Consider the following 21067-nt stretch of genomic DNA (forward strand, 5'->3'; position numbering starts at 1 on the left):
ACAAGACGCTAGAAAATAACCCGCACGGCGGGCGCGATGCAATGGCGATGTCCATTGCATCGCGCTGGCGCGTGCGCGGCAAAAAAGAAGTTCTTGGGGGAAGCGCGATGAACTTTCGTAACGACATCAACGGCCTGCGCGCGTTCGCGGTTCTCGCGGTCGTCCTTTTCCACTTCGATGTGCCCGGCTTCAAAGGCGGCTTTCTCGGCGTCGACGTGTTCTTTGTGATCTCCGGTTATCTGATGACGAGCATCATCTTCAGACGCCTTTCGAAGGACAGGTTCTCGGTGCTCGAATTCTATGGCGATCGAGCGCGGCGCATCATTCCGGCGCTCGCGTTTCTTTGCTTCGCGCTCGGTGTGTTCGGCTGGCTGATATTCCTGCCTTCCGAGTTTCGCGCGTTCGGCAAGGCGGCGGGATCGAGCCTCGGCTTCTTTTCGAACATCGTTTACTGGCGCGAAGCGGGTTACTTCGATACGCGCTCGCATCTGAAATGGCTGCTGCATACGTGGTCGCTTTCCGTCGAGTGGCAGTTCTATCTGCTGTATCCGCTCGGCATTCTGCTCGTGCGCAAGCTCTTCGGGCGACGCGGGACGAAGATGGCGCTCGTCGGCGCCGCGCTCGTTTCGTTCGCGGCGTGCGTCTATCTCTCCGATCCGACGAAATGGCCGACGGCCGCGTTCTTCCTGCTGCCGACGCGCGCATGGGAAATGATCGCGGGCGGGCTCGTCTATCTGTTCCCGTTGACGGCGGGCAGGCCCGTGCGCCGCACGCTGGAATGCATCGGCCTCGCGATGATCGCGTACGGCGCGGTCATGTTCAACGAGAACAACGAATGGCCGGGCTACCTCGCGCTCGTGCCGGTGCTCGGCACGTCGTTCGTGATTCTCGCGGCGCGCAGGCATTCGATCTTCACGGGCAATCCGCTCGCGCAGTTCATCGGCAAGATTTCGTACTCGGTCTATCTCTGGCACTGGCCGTTCGTCGTCGCGCTCACGTACTTCGACAGGGAAGGTTCGCTGCGCTGGCGCGCGGCCGCGATCGCGGGCGGCTTCGTGATGGGCTATCTGTCGTATGCGCTCGTCGAGTCGAAGACCAGGAAGCCGCCGGCGCGAGACGAGGCGCGCGCCTTTCCGCGCTTCATCACGCTGCGTCCGATTCTCGCGTTCACGCTGCTGCTGGCAATCGGCGGCGGCAGCATCTATGCGAGCCAGGGCGTGCCGAATCGCTTCGACCGTTCGGTGTTCATCGCCGATAGCGAGACCTACGACACGAATCCGCATCGCACGAAGTGTCACATGATGATCGATCCGTGCGATGTCGCGAACAAGCAGAAGGAGAGCCGCGTCGTGGTGCTCGGCGACAGTCACGCGGAAGCGATCGCCGAAGCGGTCGTCGACGCCGTGCCGAACGGCAAGCCCGATGATGTGCTGCTCATCACGATAGAAGGTTGCCCGACGATCTACGGCATTCGCCGCGGCAATGGCGATTGCTTCGATCAGGACCGCAAGTACATCGATATCCTGAGCCGCGATCAGAGCGCGAAGACGCCGGTCATCATCGCGAATCACTGGTCGCAGTACTGGTCCGGTCCGACGATGGACGACTTCGCGTTCGTCAATCCGGAGCAGCCGGCGCAGACATCGACGCCGTTCACGACGGAGTTGTATCGCGAGCACTTGCTATCGACCGTTTGCCGCATCTCGAAGATTCGCCCGGTCTATCTCGTCGAACCGATTCCCGAGTTCGACTTCAACGTGCCGCTGACGCTCGCGCGCGAGAAGATGCGGGATCCGAAGGCGCCCGATCTGTCGATCACCATGTCGGATTACGTTCAGCGCAATGGCGCGTTGCTGCAGGCGATGCATCAGGCACACGATCAATGCGGCATCCATCTGCTCGACCCGCGTCCGTTCCTGTGCCCGGACGGCAAGTGCATGGGCTCGCACGATGGCCGGCCGCTTTACTCCGACTTCCATCACATGAGCGAATACGGCAACCGCTTCCTCGTGCCGATGTTCCGGCGCGTATTCGAACAAGGTTGAAAGCAGGTGCTTATTGCGGCGTGCCGGTATCGTGCTGCGCGTCGTTGCCGGTGAACGGCGGCGCATAGCGCGTCCAGAAGATATAGCTCGCGAGCACCGCGATCGCGCCGATGCCGGTCGCGAGCAGCACGCCCTGCGCGCCGTAGTAGCGCACGAGAATGACGTTGCCGATGATCTTCGTCGCGAAGCCGATCAGCGAAATGACGGAGATCGCGCGATAGCGTGTCTCGCTCGCGAACAGCTGCACGAGCACGCACATGCCGAAGTAGAACGGCACTTGCAGCAGCCCGTAGCGAAAGAGCGTGGTGACGGCGATGGTGTCGTCGGCCGTGAACGCGCCTTTCTGAAACAGCAGCTTCACGACGTACGGCGCGAGCGCATACGCGAGGATGCTGCCGGTCAGGCCCAGTACGGTCATGATGCCGGACCACTTCAGCGCGGTGCTGCGTGCGCGCGCATGATCGCCGCGATGAAGAATCTCCGCGAGAATCGGCAAGGTCGCGCGCGTGATCGCAAGCGCGCCCATGCTGAGCACGAGCGAGAGCAGCCGGTTCGCGTAGCCGAGCGTCGCGATGGCGCCGTCGCCTTGCTGCGCCATGAAGTACTGATCGATCGGAAGCCACAGACTCGCGACGACCGCGCCGATCGTGAGCATGCCCATCGAGCGGATCGTCGATGGCCACTGCTTCGCGCGCATCGAAACGCGCGGCCGGGCGGGCATCGTGTCGGCGCGCCTGGCGAGCACGCGCAGCCACGCGGCCTGCACGACGAAGCCGAGCGACGTCCCCATGACGAGCGGAAAAATCGATTCGTTGTTGCGCGCGGCAAGCACGAAGACCAGCAGGCCGATGGCCGGCACGCATTCGAGCAAGGTGTTGATGTGCTTGCCCGACGCCTGCAGCCGCGACGACGAAATGCAGATCGTGAAGGTCAGCACGCCGACCGGCGTCATGCTGATGATCATCGCGCGGCACATGTCGCGTGTGGACTCGGCGAGACTGCCCGCGATGACATCGGCGAGATAAGGCCAGAAAAGCCATAGCAGAAGCGACGAGCCGAGGCCGAGCACGAGGCCCACGCCTTCCAGCTCGCCGAGAAAACCGTTGCGCTGCGACTTGTCTTCCTGAAGCGAGACGAGCGCGGGAACGAGCAGCACGGCGAGCACGTTCGTGAGCATCGTCGGCAGCCAGGTGACGAGCGTGAGCGCGAACTGATAGGCGTCGACCGTGCCGCTGATCCCGTAGCGATACGCGATCGCCATTTCCTTCGACGCGCCGATGCACTTCCCGGCGATCACGAAGATCAGCAGGACGACCGCGCTTCTTGCGATTCTCTTGTGATCCTGATGCACGCCGCCGAGACGTCGTCTCACCGATTGCACTGCTGCGCTCAGCACGGGTCCTCCTGCGTGGGAGCCTTTCGCCGCATGGCCTGACGTCGAAACGAAAGCGCCATGCGACAGAAATCACGCGAAGGCCCGCGGCTTTCGCGTGAGAGAGGAGAGCGTGCACCAAAACGGGCGGCGTGACTGTTCGCTAAGGCACCTCGCCATGCCGAAGCCGGTCCTTCATACCGCGCCTGTCTGCCACGGACGCATGATGTAGCGCGCCGCCCGCTCGGGCGTGGCGTCGTCGGTCAGAATGCGCGCCGGGCAGCCGGCCACCGTGACGTTCGGCGGAATATCCTTCGTCACGACGCTGCCCGCGCCGATCGTCACGTTGTCGCCGATGGTCACGTCTTCGATGATGCAGACGTTCGGCCCGATATACACGTTGTTGCCGATGGTCGCCGCCTTGCCGTGATTCGATCCGATGGTCACGCCCTGCGAGATGTTGCAGTTCGCGCCGATGACCGCCGTCGGGTTTACCGCGATCGTGCCGATATGACTGATATAGAAGCCCGGCCCGATGCGCGTGCGCGGACTGATCACGAACCCGAAGCGGCGCTGCTTCAGACGCACGATGTGGTTGAGCACGAGGCGCATGGGCCGCGACGACGCGGCGCTCGCGAGGCGCAGCCAGAACATGTAGTTGAACCCTTCGTTCAGCATCAGTTGCTCGAGAAGGAGCATGACGCTGTACTCGCCCGTATAGCGATAGAGATCGCTTTTGATCAGATCAAAGGTTTTCATCGCGGTGTATCCGCTGGTCGTGTGATTTCTTGTAATACCTCCGGCCGGAATCGGCCGTTCCCCCAACTGTGCTGAGCGCACCAAATCCGAGACTAGTCTTTCTGTCCAACCGGATCAGTGCGAAACGGAACATATGTCCGGCTGGCAATCGAAACGATTCCAACTTTCGCCTGTTTTGTCTGTTGAATAAACCGGTTTCTTTAATCAGATCATTAGCGTTTCGCTCGAATCCCAGGCTGCGCGCGGGATTCAGCGGAAAATGATCCGATTCGTAAAAACCCGATAAGGGTAAGCCCTGTAGGGTCTTTCGTCTTTTGAATGAAAAAAGTTTTTGGACCGCACTTACAAAATCCGATTCGTCGGATGAAATCGTTTAAGACGGTGCTTACTTGAATGTAATGTTGGGACTGCAACCGTGCAGAAGCGGCAATTTTGGTGCGCGTCTGGATAATCGTCGGCGGATTGACCGGTCAATAAGGCGAAATAATCGGCGGATCGTTGCTCGTTTCGGCATACGAAAGGCGCTCTGCAAGCCCCACCGGGCCTTCCGAGGCGATCGGTCGCGCTCTCGGCGGGTGAACGTTCGTGTCGTTATAATCGATTCTTCAGATGATTATTAGTCATCGTACCTCAACTGGTTTGAAGTGGTGTTATTCATCTACCGTATTAACATTAAAAAAGCGGTAGATTAATTTACTCGCCGCCGATTAAAAGCGGAAATGCACAGCAATAAAGACGCGAAAAAGCAAAATAATAAGTTACAAGCGTACATTTTGTAACAAGCGCCGGGTAGAAACGCCTCGTAACAATCTGTAGGATTTAAAAAAGACGGTAATTACTGCCGTCAGACTTCAGCGCTTCATCAGCCCGTTCGCGGGCCAATCAAGCGCGGGGTTGAGTGGGTACTTCCGGATTATCTGGCTCTCCCGACTCTGGTTCGTCCAATCCCGAAGTCGTCATGTTTTTCGCCGAGATGCCTTTCGGAGTCGCCGTGTGCGGCTGTCGAGCGCTGAGCGGCGCAATCGTTTGCGCCTGCTGAATTTGCGTTGGTCATCTCACGCCCATAAAGAAACGTTGCGTGCGGCCGTAGTCGCATGAACGGGTCCGCCCGTCGACAACGCACAACCAACTCGGAAAGACAATGCTTTCGAACAACACTCAGGCAGACACCCAGGCAGACAACACCGTCGTCGACACGCGTATCGCAACCCGTCGCAAACTCCTGACCTCGCTTATCGCGGGTAGCGGCGCGTTTGTGCTCGCCGCATGCGGCGGCGGCAGCGACAGCGCGGCCCCCGATTCGGTCGCCGATCGCTGGAGACGCCGTAACACCGGCAGCGGCGCCTCGACGGCGACGCCCGCGAGCTCGGCTTCGTCGGCAAGCGCCACGACGACCGCCAGCGCTCCGGCCGCGGCAAGCTCGACGAACGCCGCCAGCACGAACACCGCAGGCACCATCAACGCATCGTCGTTCGGCGTGAAGGCCGACGGCTCGACCAACGACCGCGCCGCGCTGCAAGCCGCCATCGACGGTTCCGTCGGTCAGATTCTCCTGATCTCGGGCCAGGTCCGCATCGACACGACGGGTCTCAAGCTGCGCACGAACACGCACATCCGCTTTGCGTCGGGCGCTTCGATCAAGCTGCTCCCGCACAACGCCGACATCTACCAGATGATGCTCATCGAAGACGTGAGCAACGTCATCGTCGAAAACGCGTACCTCGACGGCAGCAAGGAGCTGAACTCGGCTTCGGGCGGCGAGCACGGCATGGGCTTCTCGATCATCGGCGCACAGAACGTGCACCTGATCGCGCCGACCACGATCAATACGTGGGGCGACGGCATCTACATCAACGATAGCCAGAGCAAGAAGAACACGCCGACGTACAACCTCGTCGTCGACAACCACAAGGCCGACGGCTGCCGCCGTCAGGGTGTGTCGATCATCTCGGGCGACACGATCACGTTCAACAGCCCGATTTGGCAGAACATCACCGGCACGGCGCCGGCTTGCGGTCTCGACTTCGAACCGAACGACAACTCGGCCGTGTTCAAGAGCATCACGATCAACAGCCCGACGACGGCGAACTGCAAGGGCGGCGGCATCAACGTGTGGTTCGGCTCGCTGCCGGGTCCGATCAGCAAGACGGTCACGATCGCGATCAACAACCACGTCGACACGACCAGCCCGGGCGGTTCGTTCGCGGTTCAGGGTCTGTCGCTCGACGGCTACATCGTCAACGGCCAGATCAGCAGCACGAATCCGAAGTGGAAGTACCCGCTGATCGTCGAGCAGTGGGACAACGCGGGTCCGCGCATCAACGTGCAGAACCCGACGATCGTCAAGTCGTAATCGGCGATGAAATGAAAAACGCCATGCGGATGAATTTTCCGCATGGCGTTTTTTGCTTTTCCGCGCCGCCTACTTGAGCCAGTTGAGATTCACGGAATTGGCGATCGCCTGCAGCCCCGCCTGATTCGGATGCAGATGGTCGCCGCTGTCGTACGCACCGAGCATGACAGGCGGATTGGCCGGATCGCCGAGCGCGGCGGCCTGATCGAGCACGGCGTCGCAGCCGCTGTCGGGCGTCGCGACGAACGCGTTCACCGCTTGCCGCGTCGCTTCGATGTCGGCCGTCCACGGCGACACGCCCTCGAACGGCGTGAGCGTCGAGCAGATCGCCTTGACGCCCGCCGCGTGCGCGCTCTGCGTCAGTTGCGCGAACGCGCTGTTCAGGCGCGCGGCCGTCGGCGGCGATCCGCCGATCAGGTTGTTGACGGCATCGTCGGAAATGATGACCCACTTGACGTTGTACTTGTCGAGCACGTCGCGCTGGAAGCGCGTGAGGCCGGCATCGCCCGCGTCGTTCGTGAAGAAATCGTTGCCGGCGATACCCTGATTCAGCACGCCCACCGTCATGCCCGCCTGCTGCAGACGCGCGGCGAGCAGGTTGGGCCAGCGGCCGTTCGTGTTCGGCGGCGAATCGATGCCGTCCGTGATCGACGCGCCGAACGCGACCACCGCGCCCGTCGCACTGGCGTTCTGCACGACGACGTCGGTGAGGAAGTAATACGACTGCGCGCCGAGCGCGTTGACCACGCCGCCCGCGAATTCGGTGTCGGCGCTGACATCGCCGGGCGCGACGTACACGTCCTGCAGGCCTTCGGCGTGACCGGTGGTTTCCGATGGCGTCTGCTGCGGGAGATAGGCGCTGACGACGATGTCCGACATCGCCGGCACCGCGATCGCGATCGGATCGCTCATCTCCGTCTTGCCGGGCGGAATCGTCACGAAGGGCTGACCGTTGAAGGTGACGGCCCTGTCGCTGCCCGGCACGGTGCGTTTGCCGTCGGCGCGCAACGCGACGCGCACGTCGCCGATCACGAGCGGCTCGCTGCCGTACTGATTGGAAAACTGGACGCCGGCGGCCGTCCCGCCGATGCTCGTGTGCACGATCTGCCGGATCGTCTGATTATTGAAGCCGCCGCCGCCGACGATCATCGGCGCGGTGCTCCAGGTGCCGGTCCACGGCAGGGTAGCGCTGACGTTCTGCGCAAAACTCGACGACGTAAGCGGCAAGGCGAGCGCGGTGGCCACGAGGGCTCGCTTGAGGCGAGGAAATCGCTTGTTCAACTTGTTCTCCGAAACCAGCCTGGAATGAGATAGACGTCTCGCAGTGCGCGAGACTTTTGGCGGGCGCATGTGGCCACAGCGCGCCGGGGTGCGCGGCGAAATCTTTGAATGCGTTTGTTTCGCCTTGGTGAATCGGAGCACCATTTGTGCGCGTGCTCTGTGCGCGCGCGCTCATTTCGGCCGATAGGCAAGTCTTTCGTCGCTAGCTCGCAACTAACTGTCTACGCAAGCCCGCCTTTGTTCGCGGGCGGCGTAAGCGTTTACGGTTGCACGTCGGAAGCGGGCGCCGGAGAGCTTGCAGTTTCGCCGGGCGTGGGCAGGATCGGCGGCATCGTCGTAAACACTGGCGGTTGCGGCGGCTCTTCGGTCACTTCGGCGGCGGGCTCCGAAGGCGGCCGCTTCGGACGCACCGGATGCTGCGCCGCCGTCTGCGCGGTTTTCGGCTTGCCCGGCTTCGGCGCTTTCGAGAACGTCTCGTCGAACCAGGTTTTTGCGTTCGTGAGCATCGTTTGCCACATGCCCGGCGCTTCCTGCGTATCGAAGCGCGCGCGGGCATCGATCAGATGCGAACGCAGCGAACGCTGCATGAAGTCGCCGACGATCGGCAACGCGCTGTGCGCGCCTTGGCCCCAGTAATCGCTGCGCAGCGTGACGCGGCTGTCGTTGAAGCCGACCCACGCGCCCGCGACGAGTTGCGGATGCATCAGGATGAACCAGCCGTCGGCGTTGTCCTGCGTAGTGCCGGTCTTGCCCGCGACATCCGCGCGAATGCCGAAGCGCGTGCGGATCGTCGTGCCGGTGCCGCGGTTGATGACGTCGCGCATCACATCGACGAGCTTGCGCGTCGCATCGACGGACAGCGCGCGCTCGGGCGTGCTCTCGAACTGCGCGAGGACTTCGCCGACCTTGTTCTCGATGCGCGTGACGAGCAGCGGCTCCATATAACTGCCGTCGTTCGCGATCGTGCCGTACGCCGACACCATTTCCCTCAGCGTCACCGGGCTCGTGCCAAGCGCGAGCGACGGCACCACGTCGAGATGACTGTCGCGCACGCCCATGTCACGCGCGAGCCGCGCGACGCGTCCCGGACCGACTTGTTCCATCAACTGCGCGGTGATGCGGTTCTTCGAATACGCGATGCCGTCGCGCAGGCTCACGGGACGGCCCGACGGCGGCGAGTCGTCGGTCGGGCGCCAGATTTCGTCGCCGCGAATCGGGATTTCGACGGTCTGATCGACGATCGTATCGGCCGGCTTCGCGCCGCGCTCGAACGCCGCGCCGTAGACGAAAGGCTTGAAGGTCGAGCCGGGCTGGCGGCGCGCCTGCGCGACGTGATCGAACGGATCCTGCGTGAAATCGCGGCTGCCGACCCACGCCTTGATCTGCCCGTTGCGCGGATCGAGCGCGACGAACGCGGCCTGCACGCGCGTCTTGTCCTCGCACAGCGCCTGCATGAAGGCGCGGTCCGAGCCGAGTTTCTTGATGGCGTCGGCGTCGTTCGCGCCGCCCGTGCGCAGCGCGCGGTATGCGTCCGTCTCGCGGATGAACGCGTGCCCGAGATCGGCGTTCGCGTTCGCGCAACCGGCGCGGCCGCCCCACGCCGCGTTGGCGATCGATTGCAACTGGTTGCCCTGCAGCGCGAGCGCGTTCGTCGCCATCGCCTGCAGACGCGAATCGATGGTCGTGCGCACGACGAGGCCATCGGAATAGATGTTGTAGTCGTTGTCGTCGGCCCAGCCGATCAGCCATTTGCGCAACTGCTGCGCGAAGTGCGGCGCGCGGCCGGGCTCTTCCGTCTGCCGCTCGAAGTCGATGCGCAGCGGACGTTTCTTCAGCGCGTCGAGTTTGGTCGCCGGCAAGTGGCCGAACTTGACCATCTGCCCGAGGACGATGTTGCGCCGGTCGAGCGCGCGCTCCGGATTGATCACCGGGTTGTAGTAACTGTTGCCCTTCAACATGCCGATGAGCGTCGCGCTTTCGAGCACGTCGAGCTGGCCAGCGGATTTGTCGAAGTAAGTGCGCGCGGCCATTTCGATGCCGTACGCGTTGTACAGGAACGGCACCGTGTTCAGATACGTTTCGAGAATCTCGTCCTTCGAATAGAGCGCTTCGATCTTGAACGCCGTGATCGCTTCCTTCAGCTTGCGCGTGAGCGTCTGCGAGCGGCCGATTTCCTCGGGATACAGATTGCGCGCGAGCTGCTGCGTGAGCGTCGAGCCGCCTTGCCGGTCGCCCGAGAACGTGCGCAGCGCCGCGCCCGCCGTGCGCCGGAAGTCGATGCCGTGATGCTGATAGAACCGCCGGTCTTCGGTCGAGATGAGCGCGTCGATCACCTGCGGCGAAATCTGTTTGAGACTCACCCATTCGCGATGCGTCGGCTTGAATTCGGCGAGGAGCTTGCCGTCGGCGGAATAGATCTGCGCGGGCTGATCGACTTTTGCACGGCGGATATCGCGGATACCGGGCGTGAACGGAATCAGCACCAGCACATAGATAAGGAAGAGCGCCGGCAGAAGGAGCAGCGAACGCGCACGCAGATGCGGACGCAGCCGCGACGCGAGGCGAGCCAGAATCGCCTTGGCCCAGGCTTTGAAATCAGACGCGGTCACAACGAAACGGGATGCCCGGACATGGAAAACCCTGAATCGTAGCGTAATTTTTCAGCAGGTCTTTCGCAAAAGTGTCGCCGACGCTACACCGCCCGCGTTCCCGCCGATTCGCCGATTGGAAACGCCGTCGTCGAAAGCACCTCACGCAACACGACGAACGTGCGGATCTGCCGCACGCCCGGCAGATAGAGCAGCTTTTCGGCGTGGAGCCGGTTGAAGCTTTCGCTGTCGCGCGTGCGGATCAGCATGAAGAAGTCGAATTCGCCGGTCACGACGTGGCATTCCATGCAGCCGGGCACTTTCTGAGCGGCTTTCTCGAAGGCGTCGAAGGAATCGGGCGTCGAGCGGTCGAGAATCACGCCGATCAAGACGAGCATGCCGGCATCGAGCGCTTTCGGATCGAGCAGCGCGACGGTCGCGCGGATCAGCCCCGCTTCGCGCAGCCGCTCGACGCGCCGCAGACACGCGGGCGGACTCAGATTGACCTTCTCCGCGAGCGCGACGTTCGAGATCGACGCATCGCGCTGCAACTGACGCAGGATCGCGCGATCGACGCGATCGGTCTGGACGCTTGCCGGATGCGGGTTTGGAGCGGATGCGGTTTTTTTCATTGCTTCAACAGGCTCTTGTGCGAAATAAAAGTTAGCGAACAGCGTCTCGCGTCCAAAAACGTTAGGCCGAACGGCATTTTTTCGCAACCCGATCCGTCGCGAGAATCTCTACGATTCTGTCCATGCAGTCCCACCATCACGAGGATGCCGACATGAATCTGCAACGTTTTCCCCGCTATCCGCTCACGTTCGGACCGACGCCCATTCAGCCGCTCAAGCGCCTGTCCGCGCATCTCGGCGGCAAGGTCGAGTTGTATGCGAAGCGCGAGGACTGCAACAGCGGCCTCGCGTTTGGCGGCAACAAGACGCGCAAGCTCGAATATCTGATTCCCGAGGCGATCGCCGAAGGCTGCGACACGCTGGTTTCCATCGGCGGCGTGCAGTCGAATCAGACGCGCCAGGTCGCGGCGGTCGCGGCGCATCTCGGCATGAAGTGCGTGCTCGTGCAGGAAAACTGGGTCAATTACTCCGATGCCGTCTATGACCGCGTCGGCAATATCCAGATGTCGCGGATGATGGGCGCGGACGTGCGCCTCGTCGCCGATGGCTTCGATATCGGCATCCGCAAAAGCTGGCAGGACGCGATGGAAAGCGTGCGCGCGGCGGGCGGCAAGCCGTTTCCGGTGCCGGCGGGTTGCTCGGAGCATCCGCTGGGCGGCCTCGGTTTCGTCGGCTTCGCGGAGGAAGTGCGCGCGCAGGAAGCGGAGCTGGGCTTCAAGTTCGACTACATCGTCGTGTGCTCGGTGACGGGCAGCACGCAGGCGGGCATGGTGGTCGGCTTCGCGGCGGATGGGCGCGCGCGGCTCGTGATCGGCATCGATGCATCGGCGAAACCGGAGCAGACGCACGAGCAGATTCTGCGGATCGCGAAGCACACGGCGGAACTCGTCGATCTCGGCCAGGACATCACGCGCGACGACGTGATTCTCGATACGCGCTTCGGCGGCCCCGAATACGGCCTGCCGAACGAAGGCACGCTCGAGGCGATCCGTCTGTGCGCGCGGCTCGAAGGCGTGCTGACCGATCCCGTCTACGAAGGCAAATCGATGGACGGCATGATCCAGATGGTGCGCAACGGCGAATTCCCCGAAGGCTCGAAAGTGCTCTACGCGCATCTCGGCGGGGTGCCCGCGCTCAACGCGTACAGCTATCTGTTTCGCAACGGCTAGAACGCGCTGCGGAATGCGTCGAACAATGCGGCGACGCGTTCCGACGTATCCGCTTCGAAGACTGGCATGCGCGAGCCGAGCATGTGCGTGAGGATCGGCGGCGCGGGATCGCCGGGGCGCAGGATCGCGAGAATCTGCGCGCGGAGGTTTTCATCGACGAGCGCGGCCGTGTCGCGGCCGAGAAGCGCCGCGCCCGCGATATCCGGATCGTGTCCGTGGCGCTCGACGAGATCGAAGGCATCGGCATAAAGACGATCGAGGTTGCCGGCTTGAGCGTAACGCGCCATCAGAAAGAGCAGGTCGATCGCGTCCTTGCGGTCGGCGGCGTGCCGGTCTTGCCACGCGACGATCTTCAGCATTGCCTGCGCGGGCAGCGAAGCGACCGGCACGACGAGATCGCGCGTGACGCGCACGGCGAGCGCCGCATCGAGCGCCTGGCGAAAACCCGCGACGTTCATCCGCACCGAACCATCCGGCGGCCACGCGATTTCGCCGTGCGCGTCCTGCACGCCGCCGAAGGGCACGATATCGAGCCACGTGCGCTCGCCGGTCTGCGGCGCGTTGAAATTCAGCCGATGCGCCGAGCCTTTCGGCGCGGTGAAATGCCCCGACGCGACGAGCGCTTGCCGCAGCGCGTCGTGGCCGGTCCAGCTTTGAATCGAGATGCCGATATCGACGTCGGCGGTGGCGCGCGTCGCCTCGATGTCGTGGACGTGCGTGAGCAGGATGTCTCGCGCGCTCGCGCCGCCGACGAACCACGCGATGTTCGTCGCGTGCGACGCGGCGACGACTTCGCGCAGCATCGCGGAAAAGACGCCGGCGAGCGGGCGATGCGGCAGCAGTTCAAGCGGCAAGATAGCGTTCACGCAGCATCCTGGCGGTTTCGAGATTGCGCGGGTCGCCGCTCGCGACGAGATCCGCATAGACGATGAGCGGCGCGACGACGTTCGGCGGAAGACCATCGACGGGCGCGAGCGCCACGGGCGCGCGCAGGAATTCGACGTTTCCGGCGGGATCGGGCCGCAACCGCGCCGCCTTGACCCATTCGCGCGGCGCGGCGTCGGCGCAATACGCGGTGACGGTCGCGGGCTTCAGGTATTCCGTGAGTATCGCTGCGGCCGGCTCGCCGCCGAACTGGCATTGACCCGGCAGGCCGGGCACGTCGCGCCACCAGTCGTTCGACTCCGCGCGATAACGCCCGATCAGCAGCGATTCGCGCAATTGCCGCGGATACAGCGTCACCCATTCGTCGATGAGCCGTTCCTTGTCGGCGATTTGCAGGCCGGCGCCGTCGGGCCGCTCGAATACATCGCGATGATCGATGAGCGCCCGCACCGCGTTTTGCACCGTGCCGTGGCTCACGCCCGCGTGTTGCGCGATATCGCGATAGCCCCGTTGCAGCAGCGCGGGCGTGATGAGCAGGGCGGCCGTGACGCGCAACGTCGACTTCGTCCAGGTTTTCGAGCGGCGCGCCTTGCCGTGCGCGACGCGCGGACGGCCCGACACGATCACGACGACGCCATCGCCTTCGATGACGCTCGCGTTGCCGGCGAGATCGAGGGCATCGACGTTCAGATCGCGGCAGGCGCGGATCATGTCGGGGGAGAGATGCGCGGTGACGAGCGCAGGTTTCGCGCCGCCGTTCTGCGCGACCGAGGCGCTGAACGCGGATAACGCGCTGAACCGGTCGATGTTTTCCCGCACGATGACAGGGCGCTTGAAGCGCGCGCCGCCGACGCGGAATTCGATGGCGGCGTCGTAGCCGCCGCGCGCGGGTGGTTTGACGCTGCGTGCGGCGAAGCCGGTCGCCTCCGTGAAGGCGGCTGCGGCGGCTTCGGCGAGTTGGTCGGTGGGTGGCATCGGCGGGTTGGGCGTCCAATTTTGGTCAGTGTACACGAAACGTGGACAGACATAAAAGTTGGACGGAGTTCGTCTTGCCGAAATCCACTCTAAGAATCATGAGGTGCGGAATCCCTACCCGACACCGCATTTCCCCTTCACGCCAATCAAAGATAACTACAAACGTAATCCAGCGTTTCCGTCACGTCGATATCGAATCGGCTTTTGCCCGGCACCGAGAACGATTCGCCCGCCTTATACGTCTTCCACTCATCGCTGCCGTCGAGCCGAATACGGCACTGGCCTGCCTGCACCTCCATGAGCTCGGGCGCGTCGGTGCCGAAGTTGAGCGTGCCCGGCAGGATCACGCCGAGCGTTTTCCTGGTGCCATCGGCGAAGAGAACCGTGTGCGACACGCACTTGCCGTCGAAGTAGACATTGGCGCGTTTGATGACGGAAACCTGATCGAATTGCGTTGCGGCGGTCATGATGATGGTCCTTTGGACGGTTGCGAGGGATGGTCCGCCATCATACAAAAAAGGCGATGCGACTCACATCGCATCGCCTGTTTCGAGCCAGCAGGAACAATCAGCGATTCACGAGCCGTTTCGGCATCAGGACCGAATGCAACCGCATGTGGAGGCAAGACAGTCGCGAGAGCGTTTCAGGGATAAACCGCGATTGTCAGAGTTCCAAAACCGATACGATAGAATCGCGAACCAACTTCTGCTCGCGTTGGCAACGTTAGCGATCTTTCGCTTCATCTATTTATTCGCCGATCAATAGCTAGTTCGGACAGACCCATGGCAATAGCGATTCGAGGCGCTGGCATGCCCTTCAAGACATGCTGACGCTGTCGGCATACGGAGGATTGTTTCTTGCCGCATTCGGCGCAGCCACCCTTCTGCCTCTTCAATCGGAGGCTGTGCTTGTGGGCTTGCTGCTGAGTAAAAGCTATTCAACTGCAACGTTGATACTGGTCGCGACGATCGGCAACGTGTTGGGTTCACTGGTCAATTGGGTTTTGGGGCGATACATCGAGCGCTTCAAGAGCCGCCGCTGGTTTCCAGTGTCAGACGAGAAATTGGACCGCGCGCAGCGCATGTATCAACGTTTAGGGAAATGGTCGCTCTTGCTTAGTTGGGCGCCCGTCATTGGTGATCCTCTTACTCTCCTGGCTGGGGTGATGCGTGAGCCTCTTCTGCCATTCGTCGCGTTGGTCACGGTTGCGAAGCTCGGACGTTACCTTGTCTTGGCGGCTGTGACGATGCGATTGATCTAGATCGGTCGGCATCTTCAGATGTGTCCGCGCGCTGATACCCAGGCGACGCCGGGAACGCTTGTCTCGACGTAGTCATGGGGAATCGCCTCGCCTTTCTCCGAAGGCGAGGGGCTGCAACATAATGGAATCAGTCGAACATGTCGGGCTGCGTGGCGACGAGATCGTTCCAGATCGTCTGGAAGTGCAGCCAGCCGATGTAGTCGCTGCCCACATGCTCCCGGCTATAGCGCGCGCGGTCTTCGGGCACGAGCTTGGGCGTGATGCCGGTCGCTTCGATCATCAGTTGTTGCTGGCAGCAACGCTCGAGCGCGACGAACCAGAACGCCGCCGAATCGATGCTGTGACGGCTCGCCGTGAGTAGGCCATGATTCTGATGGATCGCGGCCTTCACGCCCTTGAACGCATTCGCGACCTTGTTGCCGCCCTTCACTTCGACGGCGACCTTGCCGGCTTCATCGCCGATCACGACGTGGTCTTCGAAGAACGCGCACGCGTCCTGCGACATCGGAATGAGCGGCTTGCCGAGCGCCGCGAAGGCGGTGCCGTAGACGGTATGCGCGTGGCACATCGCGACGATGTCCTGATGCTGCTCATGCACGGCCGCGTGCAGCACGAAGCCCGCGCGATTGACCGCGTAATCGCCTTCGACCACGTTGCCCTGATGATCCGCGCAGATCAGGTTAGACACCTTCACTTGCGCGAAGTGGACGGCCATCGGATTGGTCCAGTAAAGCGACGGATGCTCCGGATCGCGCACGGTGAGATGGCCCGCGAACCCGTAATCGAAGCCCTGCAGCGCGAAGGCGCGGCACGCGGCGACGAGGCGCTCCTTCAGGTACTGACGATGTTCCGCGTGGCTCGCAAACGTGGGCAGCTCGGGGAAGATCAAGCCTTGCTGCTCCGGCTGATAGATCGATACGCGGCCCTTGAGATCGATGGCCTGATCGGCGGTCTTTGCGGGGGTCTCCATGACGTCGCTCATCTTTTCGCTCCATGCGGATAGAAGTGGGTATGTCACGCATGGTGCCGGTAGCGATGCTTGCGCACAAACGAAGGTTGTTCAACGTGGCATGAGTCACATTCATGCGCCAAAGGTTTGAAGCGGCTGCCGAATTCGAAATTCACCGAGGTTTAGACGATGCAACATTTTTCGCCGCGCCGCGAAACCGCGACGGTTCACGTCCGCATCCTGTGCCAAGCCTTTGAGAATCCCGCGGACGCCTGTCGCATAAGGCTTTCGCGCGACTCGGCATCGGGGCTTTAAAAACGACTCGCATCGCCGTTAACCACCTTTGCAACATTTTTCGCGTGCGGGCTGTTTCTGCTACGACAAGGCTTTCGAGCCTCCGATTGGCTTCGTTTCGCTAGATGAGCGCATCGGCGGAGCCTGCTCTGACAAGACATTCGCCAGACGAAAACGTTTGGCGTTCTGCTGCCATCGCCCGCGATCCGTCTGAAGGTCGCTTTTCACGGGTGAATCAATTTTCTTCGTACTTGAGCGCACGTTCTCGGCGCTTTGCGTGGGGAATCGCGCAAAGTCCTGTTGGTATAAGGATTGGCGTTCGCTGGCACACCTCTCGCTAATGTATGACCACGCACGAACATCGCTGCGGTATCAAACAAGAAGAAGCAGCGGGTTCGTACTACGGGGCTGGACGCAACAGGTTCGATGTATGCCATCAGATGCATGCGCGAATCCTGTTGCGAGCCAGAAGAAATCAAAAGCGCGAAGCGCAAACGCACGAGACTAAGAAAAATGTTGACACTTCAATCCGATCTGCACGGCAATCATCTGTTGGGCGCGCTTCCGGCGCAGGAATGGCAGGCTATCGCACCGCATCTCGAGCTGGTCCAGTTGCGCACGGAGCAGTTGTTGTGCGATTCCGGGCAGCGCATTCACCACGTGTATTTCCCGACTACGGCGATCATTTCGCTGCTGCATACGATGGAAGACGGCGGTTCCGTTGAAGTCGCGGCGGTGGGACGTGAGGGAATGTCGGGGGTTCCGGTGCTGACGGGCGGCGACACGATGCCGACGCGCGTGCAGGTGCAATGTGCGGGCTTTGCGTATCGCATGAGCGCGGGTGCGTTACGTGAGCACTTCGGCCGTTCCGACTTTCTGCGCCGCGTGATGTTGCTGTATATGCAAGCCCTGCTGACGCAAGTGGCGCAGACGGCCGCGTGTAATCGTCATCACTCGCTGTCGAAGCAACTGTGCCGTTGGTTGCTGATTCAGACGGATCGCACGCCGTCGGATCAACTGCGTGTGACGCAGCAGATGATCGCCGATATGCTCGGCGTGCGCCGTGAAGGTGTGACGGAGGCGGCTGGCAAGCTGCACGATGCGGGGCTGATTCATCATAGCCGTGGGTGTATCAAGATTCTCGATCGTGCGGGACTCGAGGAGCGGGCTTGTGAGTGCTATGGCATCGTTAAGCGCGAGTTTGATCGGATGTTGCCGCGGCGTGCGGCCGAGGCGTTGGCTTAAGCTGTTTTTGGTTCTGTCGCTGGATCCCGCTTTCTTAGTGCTAATAGACCACAAAGAAAACGGGATCCGGCGACAAAAAAGAAAACTCGATTCAAACTTCAAACAAGAGCCCGACTAGCCCGCCCCCGCAACCAATTGATGCTGGCAAAGAGCAGAACAGCAAACACGATCAGCATCGTAGCAACAGCAAGAATGGAAGGATCGATGGAATCGCGAATACCGCTCCACATCTGCCGCGGCACGGTTCGCTGATCCGGCCCGCCGATAAAGAGAATGACGATAACTTCATCGAACGAAGTAGCAAACGCGAACACGCTGCCGGTAGCCACAGCCGGCGTAATGAGCGGCAAGGTCACGCGCCGGAAGGCGATCCACGGCGTCGCCCCGAGCCCCGACGCAGCACGCAAGAGACTTTGATCGAAGGACAACAACGACGCCGTCACGGTAACCACGACAAAGGGCGTGCCAAGCGCCGCATGCGCGAAGATCACACCGGGATAAGAGTTGACGAGCCCGAGCGGCGCAAAGATCAGATAGAAGCCGGCCGCGACAACGACAATCGGCACGATCATCGGCGAAATGATGATCGGCATGATGACCGAGCGCAGCGGAAACTGCGAACGCGAAAGGCCGAGCGCTGCAAGCGTGCCGAGACACGTCGCGATCAACGTCGACGCCGCACCAATGCCGATGCTGTTCAAAAGCGAGCGCTGCCAGTCGGGACTCGTGAGCGCCTGCTCATACCAGCGCAACGAAAACCCCTGCAACGGATAAGAAAAGTAGGATCCCGAATTGAACGACAAAGGGATGATCGCAAGAATCGGCGCGACGAGAAAGAACAGCACGAGCGCGGTATGCACGCGCACCCATCGGGAAGCGATGCGTTCGGTCAGCACCCTGTTGCGTGATTCCGTCATGGAAGAATGGCCCCTTAACCGAAGCGCAACCGGTCGATGCCGACGATGCGGTTGAACAGGAAATAGAAGATCGCGGTGAAGATCACGAGGTACGCCGAGAGCGCGCCCGCAAGCCCCCAATTGAGCTGCGTATTCGTCTGCAGCGCGATGAGCTGACTGATCATTTCATCGCCAGCGCCGCCGAGCAGCGCGGGCGTGATGTAGTAGCCGAGCGCGAGCACGAAAACGAGAAAGCATCCCGCGCCGACACCCGGCAACGTCTGCGGTATGTACACGCGCACGAACGCGGTGAACGGATGCGCGCCGAGCGATTGCGCCGCGCGCAGATAGACCGGCGACACGCCTTTCATCACCGAGAAGATCGCCAGAATCATGTACGGCAGCAACACATGCGTCATGCCGATCAACACGCCCGTGCGATTGAAGATGAGCGGCAGCGGATGCGTCGCGAGACCGAGTCCCATCAAGAGGCCATTGATGACACCGCCCGGCTGCAGCAACACATACCACGCAGTCGTGCGTACGAGCAGCGACGTCCAGAACGGCACGATCACGAAAAGCATCAGGCGGTTGCTGCTTTGCGTCGGCAGATTCGCGAGCAGCCATGCGACCGGATAACCGAGCACGAGGCACAGCAGCGTGACGGACGCGCTGATCGATATCGTGCGCAGAAACGCCTGTCGATACACCGACGAGTTATCCGCCACGAACGCGACGTTGCCTTGCGGCGTCACTTGCGCATCGACGGCGGCAAGCAGATAGTCCGGCGTCGGCGACGTAGCCGCGCGTTTCAACAGACGCCAGATCTCCGGCGAATTCCAACGTTCATCCATGTCGATCAAAACCGGCTTCCACGCGGGCGGCGTCTCCTCGCGCACGCTGCGCGCGGTCCGCATCAGCAAGCTGCGAAACTCGGGCTGCGCGAAGTTGAGCCTGCGCGCGACGGTGCCGAGTTGCCCGTTCTGTTGCGCATCCTTCAGGCCCGAGGCGAGCAGCGCGAACAGATGCTCATCGGGCACGCCGCGGCCGTCCCAGGCATCGAGAGCACGAGTGAGCGCCGGCATGCTGTCCGGCACCTCCTTGTTCTCGACACTGCGCGCAAGCAGCATCGCGATTGGCGCGATGAACGTCGACAGCAAAAACACGATCAGCGGCAAGGCAAGCAACAACGCCTGCACCGATGCGCGGCGGCGCGCTCTTTGATACGAGGCGCGGCCATCGGCTCTCGTCGGAGAACCGGCGGCGTGCGCGTGAATCGATGCAGGCATGTCGTTACTCTCATCCATGAACAGCGTTATTGCGTGAGCCAGACCTGGAAGCGCTTGTTGATCTGATCTGCGTTGTCGGCCCAAAAGTTCGCGTTGATCTGCACCGCGCGCTTGAAGTTATCCGGCGCGGTCGGCATGTCGGCGAGTCGCTGCTTGTCGACGAGCGCGACCGCATCCTTACGCGGCGGCGCATACGCGATGTACTTCGAGAGATCCGCCGATGCCTTCGGCTGCGCTTGCGACACGATGAACTTCGCCGCGGTATCGGCGTGCTTCGCGCCCGTCGGAATAGCCCACCACTCGAAGTCGTAGACTTGCGCGTCCCACACGGCCTTGAACGGCTTGTTGTCTTTCTTCGCGGCGTCGTCGATGCGGCCGTTGTAGGCCTGCACCATCACGACCGCGCCATCGGCGAGCAGTTGCGGCGCCTGCGCGCCCGATTCCCACCACACGATGTTCTTCTTGATCGTGTCGAGCTTCTTGAACGCGCGATCGACGCCGGCGGGCGTGCCGAGCACCTTGTAGACATCTTTCGGGTCGACGCCATCGGCGATCAGCGCCCATTCCATCGACACCTTCGGCGACTTGCGCAGGCCGCGCTTGCCGGGGTATTTCTGCAAATCGAAGAAGTCGTTGACAGTGGTCGGCGCGGTCTTCAGCTTGCTAGCGTCATAGGCATAGACCGTGGACCACACCATGCTCGCAACCGCGCAATCGCTGATCGAGCCGGGGATGAAGTCGCTCGTCTTGCCGAGCGTCTTCTTGTCGAACTTCTGCAGCAGGCCTTCATCGCATGCGGTGATCGCGTCGTTGGTTTCCAGATCGATGAGATCCCACGTCGTGTTCTTCGCCTGCTCCATCGCGGAGAGCTTGGCGAGGCCGCCGTCATACGATTCGGTCGAGAAGTTCACGCCCGTTGCCTGCGTGAACGGTTCGAACCAGGCTTTCTTGGCGGCGGCTTCGAACGCGCCGCCGAACGTCACAACGGAGAGTGTCTCCGCCGCCTGTGTCGAGATAGTTGCAAACGCAAATACTGCGAGTGCGGCGCATTGTGCTTTGATGTGATTGCGCATG

18 protein-coding genes are annotated in these 21067 nt (G+C 61.9%); 5 read left to right on the forward strand and 13 right to left on the reverse strand.

Annotated elements, in window-relative coordinates; translation table 11 throughout:
* Positions 1-107: 107 nt before the first annotated feature.
* Positions 108-2045: an acyltransferase family protein gene (locus NCR93_RS27470; protein ID WP_239295286.1), complete on the forward strand. Its 1938-nt coding sequence runs from the start codon at positions 108-110 to the stop codon at positions 2043-2045.
* A gap of 10 nt (positions 2046-2055) precedes the next feature.
* Here NCR93_RS27470 and murJ read toward each other — a convergent pair whose 3' ends face one another.
* The 3 genes from murJ to NCR93_RS27485 form a co-directional block, all read right to left on the reverse strand.
* Positions 2056-3441: a murein biosynthesis integral membrane protein MurJ gene (murJ, locus tag NCR93_RS27475; protein ID WP_175980288.1), complete on the reverse strand. Its 1386-nt coding sequence runs from the start codon at positions 3439-3441 to the stop codon at positions 2056-2058.
* Between the two features lie 171 nt (positions 3442-3612).
* Positions 3613-4176: a serine O-acetyltransferase gene (locus NCR93_RS27480; RefSeq protein ID WP_008346189.1), complete on the reverse strand. Its 564-nt coding sequence runs from the start codon at positions 4174-4176 to the stop codon at positions 3613-3615.
* Positions 4177-5334: 1158 nt separating this feature from the next.
* Positions 5335-5676: a hypothetical protein gene (locus NCR93_RS27485; protein WP_241814146.1), complete on the reverse strand. Its 342-nt coding sequence runs from the start codon at positions 5674-5676 to the stop codon at positions 5335-5337.
* Between NCR93_RS27485 and NCR93_RS27490 the strand changes: the two genes are divergently transcribed.
* Positions 5654-6529 carry a hypothetical protein gene (locus NCR93_RS27490; protein WP_239295288.1) on the forward strand — a complete coding sequence of 292 codons (876 nt, stop codon included), beginning with the start codon at positions 5654-5656 and terminating at the stop codon, positions 6527-6529. The genes NCR93_RS27485 and NCR93_RS27490 overlap by 23 nt on opposite strands.
* 69 nt (positions 6530-6598) lie before the next feature.
* On the opposite strand, the gene NCR93_RS27495 is transcribed toward NCR93_RS27490, so the two are convergent.
* The 3 genes from NCR93_RS27495 to NCR93_RS27505 all read right to left on the reverse strand — a co-directional run bounded on the left by NCR93_RS27495 (position 6599) and on the right by NCR93_RS27505 (position 11030).
* A complete protein-coding gene (locus NCR93_RS27495) occupies positions 6599-7810 on the reverse strand; it encodes a GDSL-type esterase/lipase family protein (protein WP_239295289.1) in 1212 nt (403 codons plus the stop codon).
* Positions 7811-8070: 260 nt separating this feature from the next.
* Positions 8071-10419 carry a transglycosylase domain-containing protein gene (locus NCR93_RS27500; protein ID WP_175980286.1) on the reverse strand — a complete coding sequence of 783 codons (2349 nt, stop codon included), beginning with the start codon at positions 10417-10419 and terminating at the stop codon, positions 8071-8073.
* Positions 10420-10502: 83 nt separating this feature from the next.
* Complete coding sequence (locus NCR93_RS27505) at positions 10503-11030, reverse strand: Lrp/AsnC family transcriptional regulator (protein WP_008346196.1); 528 nt, start codon at positions 11028-11030, stop codon at positions 10503-10505.
* Between the two features lie 152 nt (positions 11031-11182).
* On the opposite strand from NCR93_RS27505, the gene NCR93_RS27510 reads away from it, so the two are divergent.
* On the forward strand, positions 11183-12199 hold the full coding sequence (locus NCR93_RS27510; protein ID WP_175980285.1) for a 1-aminocyclopropane-1-carboxylate deaminase: 1017 nt from the start codon (positions 11183-11185) through the stop codon (positions 12197-12199).
* On the opposite strand, the gene NCR93_RS27515 is transcribed toward NCR93_RS27510, so the two are convergent.
* The 3 genes from NCR93_RS27515 to ppnP all read right to left on the reverse strand — a co-directional run bounded on the left by NCR93_RS27515 (position 12196) and on the right by ppnP (position 14526).
* Complete coding sequence (locus NCR93_RS27515; protein WP_175980284.1) at positions 12196-13065, reverse strand: nucleotidyl transferase AbiEii/AbiGii toxin family protein; 870 nt, start codon at positions 13063-13065, stop codon at positions 12196-12198. The genes NCR93_RS27510 and NCR93_RS27515 overlap by 4 nt on opposite strands.
* On the reverse strand, positions 13043-14059 hold the full coding sequence (locus NCR93_RS27520) for a type IV toxin-antitoxin system AbiEi family antitoxin (RefSeq protein WP_175980283.1): 1017 nt from the start codon (positions 14057-14059) through the stop codon (positions 13043-13045). The genes NCR93_RS27515 and NCR93_RS27520 overlap by 23 nt, the downstream gene beginning before the upstream one ends.
* A gap of 146 nt (positions 14060-14205) precedes the next feature.
* Positions 14206-14526, reverse strand: a complete 321-nt coding sequence (gene ppnP, locus NCR93_RS27525) for a pyrimidine/purine nucleoside phosphorylase (protein ID WP_008346204.1) — start codon at positions 14524-14526, stop codon at positions 14206-14208.
* A 356-nt stretch (positions 14527-14882) separates the two neighbouring features.
* Between ppnP and NCR93_RS27530 the strand changes: the two genes are divergently transcribed.
* Positions 14883-15320, forward strand: coding sequence for a YqaA family protein (locus tag NCR93_RS27530; protein ID WP_008346207.1), 438 nt, complete (start codon positions 14883-14885; stop codon positions 15318-15320).
* Positions 15321-15447: 127 nt separating this feature from the next.
* Here NCR93_RS27530 and NCR93_RS27535 read toward each other — a convergent pair whose 3' ends face one another.
* Complete coding sequence (locus NCR93_RS27535; RefSeq protein WP_175980281.1) at positions 15448-16302, reverse strand: class II aldolase/adducin family protein; 855 nt, start codon at positions 16300-16302, stop codon at positions 15448-15450.
* Between the two features lie 774 nt (positions 16303-17076).
* On the opposite strand from NCR93_RS27535, the gene NCR93_RS27540 reads away from it, so the two are divergent.
* Entirely contained in the window at positions 17077-17808 is a 732-nt protein-coding gene (locus NCR93_RS27540; protein WP_008346211.1) for a Crp/Fnr family transcriptional regulator, read from the forward strand.
* 98 nt (positions 17809-17906) lie between these two features.
* Here NCR93_RS27540 and NCR93_RS27545 read toward each other — a convergent pair whose 3' ends face one another.
* From NCR93_RS27545 to NCR93_RS27555, 3 genes are read right to left on the reverse strand one after another with little or no spacing between them, the layout of a single operon-like run.
* Complete coding sequence (locus NCR93_RS27545) at positions 17907-18725, reverse strand: ABC transporter permease (RefSeq protein WP_175980280.1); 819 nt, start codon at positions 18723-18725, stop codon at positions 17907-17909.
* Between the two features lie 14 nt (positions 18726-18739).
* A complete protein-coding gene (locus tag NCR93_RS27550) occupies positions 18740-19993 on the reverse strand; it encodes an ABC transporter permease (RefSeq protein WP_175980279.1) in 1254 nt (417 codons plus the stop codon).
* A 26-nt stretch (positions 19994-20019) separates the two neighbouring features.
* Positions 20020-21066: an ABC transporter substrate-binding protein gene (locus NCR93_RS27555; RefSeq protein ID WP_175980278.1), complete on the reverse strand. Its 1047-nt coding sequence runs from the start codon at positions 21064-21066 to the stop codon at positions 20020-20022.
* Between the last annotated feature and the right edge of the window lies 1 nt (position 21067).

Origin of the sequence: Caballeronia sp. ATUFL_F1_KS39 (genome assembly GCF_023630985.1) — a bacterium.
Taxonomy (GTDB): domain Bacteria; phylum Pseudomonadota; class Gammaproteobacteria; order Burkholderiales; family Burkholderiaceae; genus Caballeronia; species Caballeronia zhejiangensis.